We start from the raw sequence: 14,918 nt of genomic DNA, 5'->3' as shown, positions 1-14,918 counted from the left end.
AGGGAAGGTTCGGGAATGTAGTCGGTGGCAGGCGCAGGGCATCGAAAAATCATAGCTGCAGGCTGTTGTGCCACGACGGGCCCCCAACTGTTCCGGTCCGCGGCCTGCGGCGCATGGCATGCTCCGCCGCATGACCGACCTGACCCTCCCCACCTACGACGACGTGGCCGCTGCGGCCGCGCGGCTCGACGGCCATGCCCACCGCACGCCCGTGATGCGCTCGCGCACGGCCGACGAGGAATTCGGCGCCGAGGTCTTCTTCAAGTGCGAGAACCTGCAACGCATGGGCGCCTTCAAGTTCCGCGGCGCATTCAATGCTTTGGCCAAGCTGGACGCGGCGCAGCGCCGCGCAGGCGTGGCCGCCTTCTCCTCGGGCAACCATGCGCAGGCGGTGGCGCTGGCCGCGCGCGAGCTGGGCATGCCGGCCGCCATCCTGATGCCGGAGGACGCCCCGGCCGCCAAGATCGCCGCCACCCGCGGCTACGGCGGCGAGGTCATCACCTACGACCGCTACACGCAGGACCGCGAGCAGCTCGCCCGCAGCCTGTCCGAGGAGCGCGGCATGACGCTGATCCCGCCCTACGACCACCCGGACGTGCTGGCGGGCCAGGGCACGGCGGTCAAGGAGCTGATCGAGGACACGGGCCCGCTCGACGCGCTCTTCGTCTGCCTGGGCGGCGGCGGGCTGCTGTCGGGCTCGGCGCTCGCGGCGCGGGCGCTGTCGCCGCAGTGCAAGGTGTATGGCGTGGAGCCCGAGGCCGGCAACGACGGCCAGCAGTCCCTGCGCGCCGGCCGCATCGTGCACATCGACACGCCGCGCACCATCGCCGACGGCGCGCAGACGCAGCACCTGGGCGCCTACACCTTCGCCATCATCCGCCGCGACGTCCAGGACATCCTCACCGCCACCGATGCGCAGCTGATCGAGGCCATGCGCTTCTTCTTCACGCGCATGAAGCTGGTGGTCGAGCCCACCGGCTGCCTGGCCTTCGCCGCGGCGCGCGCCATGAAGGCGTCGCTGCGCGGCCAGCGCGTGGGCGTCATCCTGAGCGGCGGCAATGTGGACATGGCGCGCTTCTGCGCGCTGATCGCGGAGCCGGCCGCCGCGCGCTGAGCGGGTCGACCGGCGGGGGCCGGCGGCCCCTGGTCATTCAATTCAGGCGACGGCGGCTTCGCGCGGAAAGCGCTCGATCATCTGTCGCCCCAGGGGCGTGATGCCAGAGACGGTGGCGGGCGGCTGGTGATGGCCTGTGAGGGTGCGCACGGGACGAGGAATCACGGCCTGCACATGGCCGGCCAGGGCCAGCATGCGTACGGCGTCGACGTCGGCGCCGCCCGTCAGCGACACAGGCAGTTGCGTGGCGGCAAGGCGGTGGAGAAGGGACAGCGTCATGGGCCGAAATGTTCGGCCGAACCAAAGGTTGCCGCTATGCAACAAATTCACACAAAGTGAATTTTTGATTTCTCAGAGCAGCGCGCGGAGTTCTCGCGCGGCCTCGGTCAGCAGGGGCAGCATGGTCCGTTCCAGCGCCTGCGGCGACTGTGGCGCACCCGACAGCACGAGGTTGAGGGCGGCGACCGTACGACCCTGCATGTCGCGCAACGGTACGGCCAGGGCCTGGACACCGAGCTCGTGCTCTTCGCTGGCCAGGGCGTAGTCGTCCTTCCGGATCTGTGCCAGCCGGCGCCGCAGTTCCGCGGCGCGGGTCAGGGTGTGCGGCGTCAGTCGCGCCAGGTTGCGCCCCTTGAGCCAGGTGGTGAGCGCGGGCGACGGCAAGGCTGCCAGCAGCAACTGGCCGGTCGACGTGGCATGCGCCGGCAGCCGGGCGCCCAAATGCAGGCCATAGGCCAGCACGCGCGACGGTGCGCCGTAGCTGCCGCTGCGCGCGACGATGACCACCTCCTCGCCGTCCAGCACGACGGCCGAAAAGGATTCGCCGGTCTGCGCCGACAGCCGGTTGAGCGTGGGCTGCAGCGCACGCGGCAGCCGCGACGAGGCCAGGTAGCTGCCAGAAAAACGCAGCACCCGCGGCGCCATCCAGAAATAGCTGCCGTCGGTTTCCAGATAGCCCAGGTGCGCCAGGGTCAGCAGATGGCGCCGCGCCGCTGCCCGCGTCAGCCCGGCGCGCTGGGCCGCCAGCGTCGCGTTGAGGCGCTGGCGCTCGGTGTCGAAGCTCTCCAGCACCGCCAGGCCCTTGGCCAAGCCCTCGATGAAATCCGCCCTGGCGATGGTCATGAATCGGCTCCGTGCATCCGCAATGATGCGCGATCATCGCGCAACACGACGAATGATCGCGCCGGACGACCTTGCCGGGGCCCGCAAGGGGGCCGACTTTTCCTACGCTTGCAGCCATTCCTTCTTGCCCTCGAATCAGGAGACTTTCCGCATGCGTACCCAAGTCGCCATCATCGGTGCCGGCCCCGCCGGCCTGCTGCTCGGCCAACTGCTCCACGTGGCCGGCATCGACAACGTGATCGTCGAACGCCAGACCGGCGACTACGTGCTCGGCCGCATCCGCGCCGGCGTGCTGGAACAGGTCACGATGGACCTGCTCAAGAAGGCCGGAGTCGACGCCCGCGCCCATGCCGAAGGGCTGCCGCACCACGGCATCGAGCTGCTGTTCCAGGGCCAGCGGCACCGCATCGACATGCATGCCCACACGAACGGCCGGCAGGTCATGGTCTACGGCCAGACCGAGGTCACGCGCGACCTGATGGAGGCGCGCGCCGCCGCGGGCCTGACCACCGTCTACGGTGCCGCCAACGTCAGCCTGCACGACTTCGACGGCGAACGTCCACGCGTTCGCTACGAGAAGGACGGCGCCACGCACGAAATCGAGTGCGACTTCATCGCAGGCTGCGACGGCTACCACGGCGTCAGTCGCGCCAGCGTGCCGGCCGGCGCGGTCAAGCTCTATGAGAAGGTCTATCCCTTCGGCTGGCTGGGCATGCTGGCGGACGTGCCGCCAGTGTCCGATGAACTCATCTACTGCAACACGCCGCGCGGCTTCGCCCTGTGCAGCATGCGCAGCCGCACCCGCAGCCGCTACTACGTGCAGGTGCCGGTGGAGGAAAAGGTCGAGAACTGGAGCGACGACGCGTTCTGGAACGAACTGCGCCTGCGCCTGGACCCCGAGGGCCGCGAGCGCCTTGTGACCGGCCCCGCGCTGGAGAAGAGCATCGCCCCGCTGCGCAGCTTCGTGGCCGAGCCGATGCGCTTCGGCCGGCTCTTCCTGGCCGGCGACGCGGCGCACATCGTGCCGCCCACCGGCGCCAAGGGCCTGAACCTCGCGGCCTCGGATGTGGGCTACCTGTACCAGGCGCTCGAGCGCTACTACGGCGAGCGCAGCAGCAGCGCCTTGGACCGCTATTCGGACCTGTGCCTGCGCCGCATCTGGAAGGCCGAGCGCTTCTCGTGGTGGTTCACCTCGCTGATGCATCGCTTCCCGGACACGGGCGATTTCGGGCAGAAGATCCAGGAGGCCGAGCTGGACTATCTGGTGCACTCGCCGGCCGCCTCGACCTCGCTGTCCGAGAACTACGTCGGGCTGCCGCTGGAATCGTTCTGAGTCTTCGGCACTGCGGCTGCCGGCCGCCTGCCCTACGAAGGCGGGGCGACACCCTGCGCGAATGGCGGACGGTGATCGGCGGCCCGCCTTGAGGCCGCCGCTGCACAGGGATGGACGCTCACAGGTCGACGTCCAGCGTGTGCGGCATATGGGTCCGTTCTTCCAGCCCGCGCAGCTGGAAGTCCAGCGACACCCGCCAGCGCCTGCCATCCGACTGCCGTTGGAGCACGGACAGCCAGCCCTCACCGTCCCAGGCACCCAGCCCCGTCACCCTCACCTGCAGCCCCTCGCCGATCGGCAACCGCTCGTCCGCCATCACGGTCTGCGCGAGCGAATTGGCGAAGCGCATGGGTGCGTGAAGCGGCGGCGCGACGATGGCCAAGCCGCGCAGCGCGGGGCCGATCTCGAGCCGGGCCACAGCGCTGCAGTGATAGTCGCTGGACAGCAGGACCACGTTCTGGATCCGGTGGCGCACCAGCAGATCGAAGAATCGCTGCCGGTCGCTGGGCGACATCTGCCAGCTGTCCGATTGGCGGGGCGAAGGACGACCTGCGGATTCGCGCAGGCCCGGCGCGATCACCGAGCCGGACATCACCCACTTGGGCGCATCGCCCCGCTCGCGCTGCTGCGCGCAGAGCCACTTCTCGAGCAGTGACCAGGCGGTGGTCGACAGGATGGCCCGCGTGCCCAGGCGGCGCGCCGTGCGGGTATCGAGCAGGAAGGCCGACACGCCGCCGCACCGGAAGGCCCCATGGTGCTGCAGGTCGTCCGTGGCCCCGAGCTCGCCCAGGAAGGGATCGGGTCCATGCGCGCGCTGGAAGGCGCGGTACGCCGTGCGCGCCGTGCTGGCACGCCACAGACCGTTGCGGCCAAGATCCAGCTGCTCACGCGTCCAGTTGTCCACGATCTCATGGTCGTCCAGCACCATGTAGAGCGGCAGACGTTCGGCCAGCGCACGAAAGCCGGGAGAGCCCAGGGCGTCGCGGTAGCGCGGCAGGATGCGCTCCAGCTCGGAAGCCGTGTCGAACAGGCCGGCCCGCGCATCGGCATAGACCTGGTCGCCCAGCATGGCCATGAAGCGAGCCTCTCCCGACGCGGCATGTGCGGCCGTCAGGGCCGCAAGGCTGCCGTCCGAACGCGCGGTCTCGAAACCCGAGATGCCCGGATGCCGGCAGGCCGCGGCATAGAAGGTGGTGTCGATGTCGTCAGGACGGCGCAGGGCGTCGGCCACCTGCACCCGGGCCTGCGCCAACGTGGCGAGCTCGCGGGCCACACGCGACAGCGTCGCGGGATCGGCGCTGCGTGCGGCGCTGGAGCGCCGTGTGAGCTCCGCCGACAGGCGGTCGATCAACGCCTCCACGAAGTCCTGGTCCAAGACCGCGCCCTGTCCGCTCACCGGTCCGATCAGGTGGTCCTTGCCGAACGGGCTGTCGTCGGCGTCGGCGCCTTCCGGCGGGAGCGCCACGCGGGCCACTCTGGGCATCAGGCGGCGAGGCGTCTTCGCCGACGGCGGGTCGACGTCGCCGGGCGCAGGGCGCGCCATGCCGACGGGGCCGCGGTCCACGGTCGCGCCCTGCGCCGGCTCGACCACGCCGGCGCCCTGGCTGGTGATGGCTTCGAAGTCGAGCCGGGCCTGGGCGAGCTCACGCGCCTCCAGGTCCCACCGCCTGCCTGCATCCGCCAGCGCATCGGCCGCCGGCGCCGCCTGCCCAAGCAGCATTCCGGCGCCAGCTGCTGCGCCACCGTCGAAGGTGTAGAGCCCGAAGACGTCGATGTGCGCCTCGGTCACATCCACGGGCAGCACCACGTCGGCCACCAGGATGCTGAGCGGGTAGGCCGTGCCCGGCGGCGCGTCGGCACCCGGCTGCGTGCGCAGGACCACGGTGCGCGTGGGCCAGGCCTGGTCCAGGCGCCAGGGTTTCCCATCGCGCATTCCTTGTGCCGTGGTCAGGCCGCCCACCAGCAGTCCGCTGTAGCGGCGGCCGAACTCCGCCCAGACGCGGACCACGGTGCCCCCGTCTTCATCCGGCCGCACCCAGCCCATCAGCGGGCCGGTGGCGGGCAGTCGGGCTTCGACATGGCGTCGCACCGGGGGCTGAGCGAGGGGCCGGTCCCAGGCGTCGGCCAGGAAACGCGCGATGCGGGGAAAGACCTCCTGCGCCGCCGCGCGGCCGATCGTGCAGTCGAAATGCGCGAAGCCGGGAAGCCGATGCGCTGTGACGCGGGGCATGGTCGTGGCGGACGGGTCCACGGGCCCCTCCTCTCCGAAGACGCGGCGCAGCTGGTCCGCGCTGCGTGCCAGCGAGCCGATGTCGAAGAGCTGGTTGTCGCTGCCATGCATCAGCATGATCGGCATGTCGAGGTACTGGCGCACCTTGTCGTCGGAGAGGTAGTCGCGGCCATCGTTGTCCACCAGCCGCTCATGTTCCACGCACTTGGCGCCATGCAGGAAGACGCCGAGATTGGTCCGCCCGAAGTACATGTCCAGCCGCGCGTGGTAGGTCTCGCCCAATCGCCCGTGATCGAACAGCGGACTGAGCAGTCCGGACATGCGCTTGCAGGTGGTGGTGTCGGGCTGGTGCAGGCGGAGGTCCGATTCATGCGGACAGGCCTGCGTCTTGTGCGGACAGCGCGCCCCGTGGGGGCAACCCGCGTCCTGGTGCGGGCAGGCCTCGCCGCGAGGCACGCAGGGCAGGTCGGGATGGGGCATGGTGGCGAACACACGGTCGAGCAGGCCATGCAGAACGTCCGGCGTGCCCACGCCCGCCGCGAACTCCAGGTACTCGCGCCCCAGCACGTTGTTCATGAAAGCGCCCAGCTGCAGGCGCTGCTGCGCAGAGTTGGAGCCGATGACGTAGGGCTGGAACTGCGAGAAGACCACGCCGGCCAGACGATGGATCTTGTCCTCGCCCCCGTCCGGATGCGCGATGGCGAGGTGACCGCCCGCCAGCGACATGGCAAGCGACGCCGCGCCCACGCAGTGGCTGAAGGCGTGGATGCGCACGAGCTCGGGCGGCATGCCCAGTTGCTCGCCCAGCTCTTCGCAGATGCGCGCCACGGCCGCCGGGATGTCGAAGGCGGCGATGTCGTCCATGGTCGCGAAGCGGGCGGAGGCTTCGAGCAGCGGGCTCACCCGGTACTCGAGCAGCCAGAGGTCCCAGCCCTCGTCATAGAGACGCGCGGCGAGGCTGTCGCTGTGCATCAGAGGCTCGACGAAGGGCAAGGTGGACTGCGCGAAGCCATTCATCATCAGCAGCGCACGCACGCGCCGGGCACCCTGGGCATCGCGTGGCTGGACGTGCAGGTCGTCCTGCCGGTAGCGCACGAGCGCCAGTTCCACGGGCGAGGCGGCCGGATCGTCCAGACGCGCCCGCACCTGCAGGCGGATCGGCGGGCACGGCGCCTTGTCGGGGTGGGCGCGCCGGTGCAAAGGCGGAAAGCCCAGGTGCTCCCAGCCCTCGGGAAAGCGCAGCCAGACCCGCTCGTCCCTGGCGCGCCGGTACGCCGGCGGATCCTTGCCCTCGTCCTGCAGTTTCGGGACGGTGCGCTCGGCATAGTCAGGCGCCCGGAAGTCCAGAAAGCGCGTGCGCAGCAGGCCGCGCGCCAGCAGCAGCGGATAGCCCAGCGCCGCCATGGTCGCCGTCAGGCTGTCGCGGCCCGCATGCAGCTGCGGCAGCAGGTTGCGGGCGATGTCGGGCAGGTCCATGCGCAAGCGGCCCTGCAGGAGGACGCGGCCCGCGCCATCCGGCGCATCGGTGAGCGAAACCGGCAGTTCGCCCAGCTGGCTCCAGATGCTGAGCCGCTCCACCGCCGGCCAGCCGCCGTGCTTCACCCGCTCAGCCAGCCAGTGCCGCAGGGCCTCGCCCGAGGCCGCACCGTCGATGACCTTGGTGCCCTGGAGGTACAGCGGCTGGTCGGGCGCCTCCTGCATGCGCAGCACCAGCCGGTAGTCGAAGACGCGCACCTCGGCCGCCTGCCACAACATCGTCAGCGTGCTGCGCAGCAGCTTGGCCGTCCGCCACAGCCTCGAGGGGCGCCACCCGCCGCTCTGCCCAGGCGTCCTGCCCCGGTCTGGCCACCAGCGGTTGATCGTGTAGGTCAGGCCCAACCGCACGAAGCGGCCGGCATGCACGGGCCAGGGCTCGGCTCGACGCGCATAGAGGTCCGCATGGCCCTGCTCCACCCACAAGGTGCGCTCGGCCCGTCCTTCGAGCTTGAGGCGCAGGCGCGCCGCCTCGTAGGTCTTGGGCTTCGTCGTCCACGATGGCTGCACCGGCGCACGGTGGCGGGGATCGGCGAGAAACGCGGCCCAGTCCGCCACCTCCATCTTCACGAAGAGCGATGCGGCATGCTCTGACGCGGCCATGCCCGATGGCAGGGGCCCGCACAGCTGCAGCGCCGTATCCACCGCCACCGGACCCCGCAGCACCTCGCGCAGCGATGCGCCGGCCGGCACGGCGCCCGCAGTGCTCGTCGGTCGGGGCGCAGGGTCCAGGGGCGGCGGAAGCGGCCGGCGGGTGGCGGTGGACGGCACCGGCGCGCGGGCGCCTCCCGCGGCCTGCTCCCGCGCGATGAGCTCGGCGCAGCTTCTCTCGGCCAGGGCCGTGATCGTGAGCATCGGATTGACGCCCAGCGAGGTGGGAATCACCGAGCCGTCCATGACGTACAGGCCCTCGTGGACGTCGGTGCCGCCCGCACCGCGGAAGACCTGGCCGACATGGTTGCACACACCCTGCGTCGCATCGTCGGCCATCGCGCATCCACCCAGCGGATGGACCGTGGCCAGCACCTGGCCCATGTCGGGGCCGCTCATCAGGCTGCTCAGGGTGTCGGGGAGGATGCCACTGCCGGGGTTGCGCAGGTAGCGTCCATGGCGGCCGCCCGTGCCCGCCTGCACGCGCGCCCGGTGCAGCGGCGGCGCCTCCGCCTGCTCCGGTCGGGGCCAGAGCCAGCGCACCCGGTCGCCCTGCGCATCGAGTTCGATCCGCGCGGGACTGTCGTCGTGCCCCATGCCGAGCAGGGTGAGCGAATGAGTGCGCACCTGCGGTTGCGGTGCGAGATCGTCCGAGCCGTCGGCTGGTGGCGCCGCCGGGTCGTCCAGTCGGGCCACGGTGGTCAGGGTCTGGATCAGTTCCTGGAACACCGGACCCAGCAGGCCGGGTACGCCGCCGTCCTGCACCAGCGTGGAACGACGCGCGTCCCCGCCGTCGCGAAAGCGGATCATGGCCGAGATGGTCGGCCCCGTCGGCTCGTCGTTCGGCCCGGCGGATGTCTCGCCCAGGGCGTTGGCGGGCGCCTCCAGCTCCGCGATGCAGGCGACGTCGTCGCCATTGCCGGAGACGCGCTCGCCCAGGCGCTCGCTGGTGGAAAGGCCATGCCAGCGAAGTCCGTCGGCATCGGTCTGCGCCACGCGGGAGCGCAGCAGGATCTCGGTGCTGCCGAAGGTGCCTGCGGCCAGCACCACATGGCGCGCCCGCAGGACATGGACCCACTGCGTGGGCATGGCGGCCGCGACATCCGCGCGCAGGCCCTCGTACAGCGCGCGCTCGGCCGTGCGCACGATCCGCAGCGCCCACGGGAAGCGATGCCCGTCGTCCCGATGGACGCTCAGCACCGTCGCGCCGGTGAAGAGGCGCGCACCAGCCCGACGCGCCGCCGGCAGGTAGGTCTTGGTCAGGCTGAGCTTGGCGTCCTCGTTGCACCCGCTGACGCAGTTGCCGCAGCCGATGCAGGCCGAACGTGGCCCCAGCGCGCCGCCGTCCGCGTCCAGTTGCCACGGGTGCAGGCACACGGCCACTGGCACTTCCTCGAACACCGCCCCCACCGTCGCCGTGTCCGGCGTAGGCATCCGGCTCGGCAGTCGTTCGTGCAGGGCCTGCAAGGACTGGTACTTGCGCGTGGACCGCATGTCGAAGACCCGCATCGGGTCGGCCGGATCCGACAGCTCCAGCATGCGGCGGGCCTCGTCGAACCAGGGGCCAAGGTTGGTGCGACGGATCGCGGTCGGCCAGGGCTCGGCCTGGAACACCTCGGCATCGGGCTGCAAGCCCACACCCGCGTTGATGAGGCTGCCTCCCCCCAGGCCATTGCCCACCAGGGCTGCAGCGCCCTGCCCCACCCGGAAGTCGAAGAGGGCCTCTTCGTAGCCCGCACTCTGCACCCCTGCCGGCCCTTGCCACTGGGCTCGCACATGCTTGCCCACGTCGCCCAGGTCGCTCGGAAACTCGCCCGCGACGTACTCCTGGCCGCGCTCGAGCATGCAGACCTTCAGGCCGGCATCGGCCATTCGCAGGGCGGCGACCGAGCCGCCGTAGCCCGAGCCCACCACCACGACATCGGAACACCGCTGGTCATCGGGCGCTTGGAGCAGCGCCTCCAGGTTGTCGGAAAGCCACTGCATCGATCGCCCTTTCGTTCGTCAGTCGTCCATGGCGCGGAACAGTCCCAGCACCGCACGCAGTTCTTCAGGATCCACCGGTTTCTCGAGCACCGGCAGACCCTCGTCCGCCAGCCGTTGGCGGATGGCGGGATCGGACTCGCCGGTGACGATCACACAGCCCATCTCCGGCTGCTCGGCCCGCAGGGCCTCCAGCGCGGCCAACCCGTTCTCCGTCGGGCTCAGGCGGTAATCGGTCAAGGCGACGTGCGGCGCGCCCAGGCGCTGCACCGCCCCGGCCACCTCGCTGCCCGAGCGGCAGGTCGCCACAACGCAGCCCCACTGCTCCAGCAGGGCCCGGGTGGCGTCGAGCACGGCCGCCTCGTCGTCAAGGATGAGCACTCGCAGGCCGTGAAGGTCGGGCAGCGCTACCTCGGGCTCGACCGCCTGCTCGTCGGAGGGCTGTGCCATCGGCAGCACCAGCATGACCCGCGTGCCGGTCCGGCGGACCGGGTCGACGAACTCCATCCGCAATTCCGCATGGAGCAGCCGGGCCAGCCGCTGCACGATCGACAGGCCCAGGCCCATGCCGGCGGATGTCACGTCCCGGCTGCGGTAGAACTCGTCGAACACGCGTTCGCGCTCTTCGACCGGAATGCCCGGACCGGTGTCCGAGACCTCGAGCATCACCTGGCCGGATGGCGTGGAAAGCGCCAGGCAGACACCGCCATCGCCGCCGTGCTTGAGCGCGTTGTCCAGAAGGTTGCGCAGCACGCGTTCGAGCAGCGCGAGGTCGGTGCGCACGTGGGCCGTCTCGGCGCGGCACTCCCAGCGCCGGCCACCTTCGAGGCAGAGTGCGCGGTATTCAATGTCCAGGCGGGCCACGAGCGGCGCAATCGGGACGTAGCGCAGATCGGGGCGCAGCGTGCCGCTGTCCATGCGGGACAGATCGAGGATCGCCGAAAAGAGCTGCTGCAGGCCTTCGAGCGCGGTCGACAGGGCCTCCCGCGCCCGGTGGATGTCTTCGGCGCTGGTGGCACGCGCCAGCACGCCGCCCAGCAGCCCGATGGCATGTAGCGGCTGGCGCAGGTCATGGCTGGCGGTCATGATGAAGCGTGTCTTGGCCGCATTCGCGGCCGACAGCTGCTTGACCAGTTGCGCGTTCTCCGCGCGGATGGCGATGCCTTCGGCGACCCGGCGCGAGAAGCCATGGCCGAATGCACTCAGCACAAGCCAGTACATGAGCAGGCCGCCCATGATCGCCGGCGACAACGAGGTCGTGAAATCGCGCGCCCATCCCAGTGCGACCCCGCCCAGCATGACACCCAGGTAGCTCGTGTAGAGCCGCGGCACGATGCCCAGGGACGACATTCCCGCCGCGCCCCAGCAGCAGAAGAACAGCGTCACCAGCAGCCCGACTTCCGTCTCCATGTGGGGCAGTCCGGCCGCGGGCAGGCTGGCCAGGACAGCGGACAGCACGAGCGACGACACCCAGAGGACACGGCGCGCCTGCGGCGCCGGGCGCCCTTGCGCCAGCAAGTCCGTCGGTCGCGCGATCAGGCGGTTGCGCAGCAACAGCGTGCCCGCCGCGGACACGCCCCAGGCCGCCACGCCCCATGCGCCCACATCGTGCCAGGTCACGGCGACCAGGATGAGCACGCCCACCAGGGCCAGCTTGGCCGCAGCTGCAGCCTGGGCCAGGGCAAAACCGATCAGTTCGCGTTCGTAGGACTCAGCATCCAAGCGTGATGCCCCGTCGATGCGCCTCGACCACCGCCTGCGCGCGCGAACTCACATTGAGGGCTCTGAAGACGGCCACGGTGTGGCTCTTGACCGTGCCTTCGGACAAGCCGAGCGTACGCGCGACCTGCTTGGCCGACATGCCATGCAACAGGCAGTTCAGCACATCACGTTGCCGGGCGGAAAGCGCCAGCCCGTCGTCGGGCACGGTGCGACCGCGGCCACCGGCCTTGGCCGTGATGCTCTCGGGCAAGGCGAGCCGGCGGCCGCACACGTCCTTGAGCGCCTGGAACAGCACCGTCTCGCTTGCCGACTTGAAGAGGTAGCTGGAAGCACCGGCCTGCAGGGCCGCATCGACGCTCTGGGGGCTTTCGTCGGCCGAGAGCACGAGCACGGCCAGTTCGGGGCGCAGCTGCTTCACTTCCGACAGCACGTTGAGGCCGGACATGCCGGGCAGTTGCAGGTCGAGCACCAGCAGGTCGAAGTCACGACGACCCCGCAGCACCTCGACAAGATCCCGGGCGTTGCCGGTTTCGGTGACGTCGCTCGTGGCATCGACCTGTCGGGCGAGCAGCCGCAGTGCCGTCCGGATGGGCGGATGGTCGTCACAGATCAGCAGGCGAAACACGCAAGCTCCTGGAAAGGCGGATTCGCCTCGAAACTTCTTCTCGACGCCGACGAAGTCTGGGTCGGCGCCCTCGATGGCTCGGTAAAAACCGGCCGGCCGGAAGTGTGCCGCAATCTCGGTTGAGCACGTAGCCTTTTTGGGTGACATGGCCCGAGGAGGGGGGCGCACGTCCGAGCGGGCGCTTCGACAGCTTCCAGGTCCAGGGCCGCGGGTGCGCCAAGGGATTGCCCCAGAATCGGCCTGTGGCCCGATCTCCTCGAAAACTGCCCTGGCTCGCTGAAGGCGAGCCCTTGCCGCCGGCCGAAACCGCCTGGGGCCCGAGCGACCCCGTCCCCGGCGTGGTGGCCGCCGGGGGCGCGCTCGACGTGCCCACGCTGCTCGATGCGTACAGCCACGGAATCTTTCCGTGGTTTGGCGACGACCAGCCCATCCTGTGGTGGAGCCCCGACCCTCGGATGGTGCTGCGACCGCAGGACTTCCGGCTGCACCGCTCGCTGCGAAAGACGCTGCAGGTGTTTCGCCAGCAGATGCCGCGGTGCGAAGTCCGCATCGATCACGCATTCAATGAGGTGATCGCCGCCTGCGCAGGTTCACCGCGGCCTGGGCAGTCGGGCACCTGGATCCTTCCGCAGATGCAGGAGGCCTACCGCGCGCTGCACCGCGCCGGCCATGCGCACAGCGTGGAGACCTGGATCGACAACGAGCTCGTCGGTGGCCTTTATTGCGTCGCGCTGGGCCGGTCGGTCTTCGGCGAATCGATGTTCGCGCGACGAACCGATGCTTCGAAGATCGCGCTGGCGGCGCTGGTGGCCTTCTGTCGCCATCATGGCGTGCAGGCCATCGACTGCCAGCAGAACACGGCCCACCTCGCCAGCCTGGGCGCAAGCGAATGGCCGAGGGCGCCATTCCTCGCCCACATCGGCGACGCGTGCAAGCAGCCAGCCATCCCGACGTGGCAATTCGACCCCATATACTGGAATGAACTCCTGCCGGCACCGCAATGACGCTCCTCAAGGATCTGCCGCTCCAGACGCTGCAGTTCTACGCGACTGCGCCCTACCCCTGCAGCTATCTGCCCGACCGTCAGGCGCGCTCCCAGGTGGCCACGCCCAGCCACCTCATCAACAGCGACGCTTATTCCGATCTGGTGTTGGGCGGCTTTCGCCGCAGCGGCATGTTCACCTACCGCCCCTACTGCGACGGATGTCGGGCCTGTATCCCACTGCGCATCCTGGCCGACAAGTTCACCCCCAGCCGTAGCCAACGCCGTGCGGTGCAGCGCCATCAGCACCTGCAGGCCCGGGTGCTGCGGCTGTGCTTCATGCCCGAGCACTACCAGCTCTACCTGCGCTACCAGAACGGCCGCCATGCAGGCGGCGGCATGGACCACGACAGCATCGACCAATACACCCAGTTCCTGCTGCAGAGCCGGGTCAACTCGAGGCTGGTCGAATTCCGCGAGCCGACCGAAGACGGCAGCCCGGGCGCGCTGAAGATGGTGTCGATCCTGGATGTGCTCAATGACGGCCTCTCGGCCGTCTACACCTTCTACGAGCCGGAAGACGGAACGGCCTTTGGCACCTACGGCGTGCTCTGGCAGATTGCCCAGGCCCGCGAACTGGGCCTGCCGCACGTCTACTTGGGCTACTGGATCGAGCACAGCGCCAAGATGGCCTACAAGGCCAAGTTTTCGCCCCACCAGATCCTGGTGGATGGCAACTGGCGCGACGTTTGATTTCACGCTGTAAAATGGCGGCCGTTTGGTTCAGCGCCGTCCCATGAGAAAGAACAACACCGACGTTCCTGCCACGCCCGTCATTCAGGTCATCGAGCGCATGTTTGCCTTGATCGACGTGCTGGCGTCTCGCGAGGACGCCATCTCGCTCAAGGAGATCAGCGAGAAAACGGGCCTGCACCCCTCCACCACCCACCGCATCCTCAACGATCTGGCGGTGGGTCGTTTCGTGGACAGGCCAGAGCCCGGCAGCTACCGGCTCGGCATGCGGTTGCTCGAACTGGGCAACCTGGTGAAAGGCCGGCTCAACGTCCGCGATGCAGCGCTCGGGCCGATGCGCGAACTGCACAAGCTCATCCAGCAGCCGGTCAACCTGAGCGTGCGCCAGGGCGACGAGATCATCTATGTCGAAAGAGCCTACAGCGAGCGCTCCGGCATGCAGGTGGTGCGCGCCATCGGCGGTCGGGCGCCTCTGCACCTCACGTCGACGGGTAAGCTGTTCCTGGCGGCGGACGAACAGCCGCGCGTGCGCAGCTACGCGACGCGCACGGGTCTGGCCGGACACACCCGCAACAGCATCACGCAGTTGCCGGTGCTCGAACGCGAGCTGGCCCGCGCCCGCCAGTACGGCATTGCACGCGACAACGAAGAGCTCGAGCTCGGGGTGCGTTGCATGGCCGCAGGCATCTACGACGACCAGGGCAAGCTCGTGGCCGGCCTGTCCATCTCTGCGCCGGCCGATCGGCTCGACGACGGCTGGTTGCCCAAGCTGCAGGCGACGGCAAACGAGATCTCGGGCGCGTTGGGCTATGCGGGTGCGACGCCACCGTCCGACGGCACCTCTTCGGCAGCACGCGCCGCCTGACCTTC

At 69.7% G+C, this 14,918-nt stretch carries 10 protein-coding genes; 5 read left to right on the top strand and 5 right to left on the bottom strand.

All coding sequences use genetic code 11. The features are described 5' to 3' along the window. The first annotated feature begins 130 nt into the window (after positions 1-130). Positions 131-1,114 (top strand): threo-3-hydroxy-L-aspartate ammonia-lyase, encoded by a 984-nt coding sequence (locus BXA03_RS04435; RefSeq protein ID WP_200803330.1) that lies wholly within the window; start codon positions 131-133, stop codon positions 1,112-1,114. 42 nt (positions 1,115-1,156) lie between these two features. Here the strand turns inward: BXA03_RS04435 and BXA03_RS04430 are convergent, their stop codons facing one another. Together BXA03_RS04430 and BXA03_RS04425 are read right to left on the bottom strand one after the other, a co-directional pair. Continuing rightward, complete coding sequence (locus BXA03_RS04430) at positions 1,157-1,393, bottom strand: hypothetical protein (protein ID WP_076504289.1); 237 nt, start codon at positions 1,391-1,393, stop codon at positions 1,157-1,159. 72 nt (positions 1,394-1,465) lie between these two features. Next, positions 1,466-2,236 (bottom strand): IclR family transcriptional regulator domain-containing protein, encoded by a 771-nt coding sequence (locus BXA03_RS04425; RefSeq protein ID WP_076504286.1) that lies wholly within the window; start codon positions 2,234-2,236, stop codon positions 1,466-1,468. A 151-nt stretch (positions 2,237-2,387) separates the two neighbouring features. On the opposite strand from BXA03_RS04425, the gene pobA reads away from it, so the two are divergent. Further along, on the top strand, positions 2,388-3,569 hold the full coding sequence (pobA, locus tag BXA03_RS04420; protein ID WP_076504845.1) for a 4-hydroxybenzoate 3-monooxygenase: 1,182 nt from the start codon (positions 2,388-2,390) through the stop codon (positions 3,567-3,569). A 118-nt stretch (positions 3,570-3,687) separates the two neighbouring features. On the opposite strand, the gene BXA03_RS04415 is transcribed toward pobA, so the two are convergent. Genes BXA03_RS04415 through BXA03_RS04405 form a run of 3 tightly spaced genes read right to left on the bottom strand, consistent with a single transcriptional unit; the run spans position 3,688 to position 12,460 of the window. Further along, a complete protein-coding gene (locus tag BXA03_RS04415; RefSeq protein WP_076504283.1) occupies positions 3,688-9,969 on the bottom strand; it encodes an alkaline phosphatase D family protein in 6,282 nt (2,093 codons plus the stop codon). 18 nt (positions 9,970-9,987) lie between these two features. Then, the gene (locus tag BXA03_RS04410) at positions 9,988-11,688 is read right to left on the bottom strand and encodes a hybrid sensor histidine kinase/response regulator (RefSeq protein WP_076504280.1); all 1,701 of its coding nucleotides are present in this window, start codon (positions 11,686-11,688) and stop codon (positions 9,988-9,990) included. Further along, on the bottom strand, positions 11,678-12,460 hold the full coding sequence (locus tag BXA03_RS04405) for a response regulator (protein ID WP_083715873.1): 783 nt from the start codon (positions 12,458-12,460) through the stop codon (positions 11,678-11,680). The genes BXA03_RS04410 and BXA03_RS04405 overlap by 11 nt, the downstream gene beginning before the upstream one ends. A 143-nt stretch (positions 12,461-12,603) precedes the next feature. On the opposite strand from BXA03_RS04405, the gene aat reads away from it, so the two are divergent. The 3 genes from aat to BXA03_RS04390 are packed head-to-tail and all read left to right on the top strand — an operon-like array spanning position 12,604 to position 14,913. Beyond that, positions 12,604-13,317: a leucyl/phenylalanyl-tRNA--protein transferase gene (gene aat, locus BXA03_RS04400; protein WP_234983590.1), complete on the top strand. Its 714-nt coding sequence runs from the start codon at positions 12,604-12,606 to the stop codon at positions 13,315-13,317. Next, positions 13,314-14,048, top strand: a complete 735-nt coding sequence (locus tag BXA03_RS04395; RefSeq protein ID WP_076504272.1) for an arginyltransferase — start codon at positions 13,314-13,316, stop codon at positions 14,046-14,048. Before aat ends, BXA03_RS04395 begins: the two co-directional genes overlap by 4 nt. Positions 14,049-14,091: 43 nt before the next feature. Continuing rightward, positions 14,092-14,913 (top strand): IclR family transcriptional regulator, encoded by an 822-nt coding sequence (locus BXA03_RS04390; protein ID WP_076504269.1) that lies wholly within the window; start codon positions 14,092-14,094, stop codon positions 14,911-14,913. The last annotated feature ends 5 nt before the right edge of the window (positions 14,914-14,918 follow it).

Source organism: Pseudacidovorax sp. RU35E, assembly GCF_900156165.1.
Lineage (GTDB): Bacteria > Pseudomonadota > Gammaproteobacteria > Burkholderiales > Burkholderiaceae_C > Xenophilus.
This window is presented reverse-complemented; position numbering and strand designations above follow the sequence as displayed.

Coding starts and splice junctions, on each gene's coding strand:
- BXA03_RS04435 (WP_200803330.1), top strand. CDS start 131: ATGACCGACCTGACCCTCCCCACCTACGACGACGTGGCCGCTGCGGCC.
- BXA03_RS04430 (WP_076504289.1), bottom strand. CDS start 1,393: ATGACGCTGTCCCTTCTCCACCGCCTTGCCGCCACGCAACTGCCTGTG.
- BXA03_RS04425 (WP_076504286.1), bottom strand. CDS start 2,236: ATGACCATCGCCAGGGCGGATTTCATCGAGGGCTTGGCCAAGGGCCTG.
- pobA (WP_076504845.1), top strand. CDS start 2,388: ATGCGTACCCAAGTCGCCATCATCGGTGCCGGCCCCGCCGGCCTGCTG.
- BXA03_RS04415 (WP_076504283.1), bottom strand. CDS start 9,969: ATGCAGTGGCTTTCCGACAACCTGGAGGCGCTGCTCCAAGCGCCCGAT.
- BXA03_RS04405 (WP_083715873.1), bottom strand. CDS start 12,460: ATGTCACCCAAAAAGGCTACGTGCTCAACCGAGATTGCGGCACACTTC.
- BXA03_RS04395 (WP_076504272.1), top strand. CDS start 13,314: ATGACGCTCCTCAAGGATCTGCCGCTCCAGACGCTGCAGTTCTACGCG.
- BXA03_RS04390 (WP_076504269.1), top strand. CDS start 14,092: ATGAGAAAGAACAACACCGACGTTCCTGCCACGCCCGTCATTCAGGTC.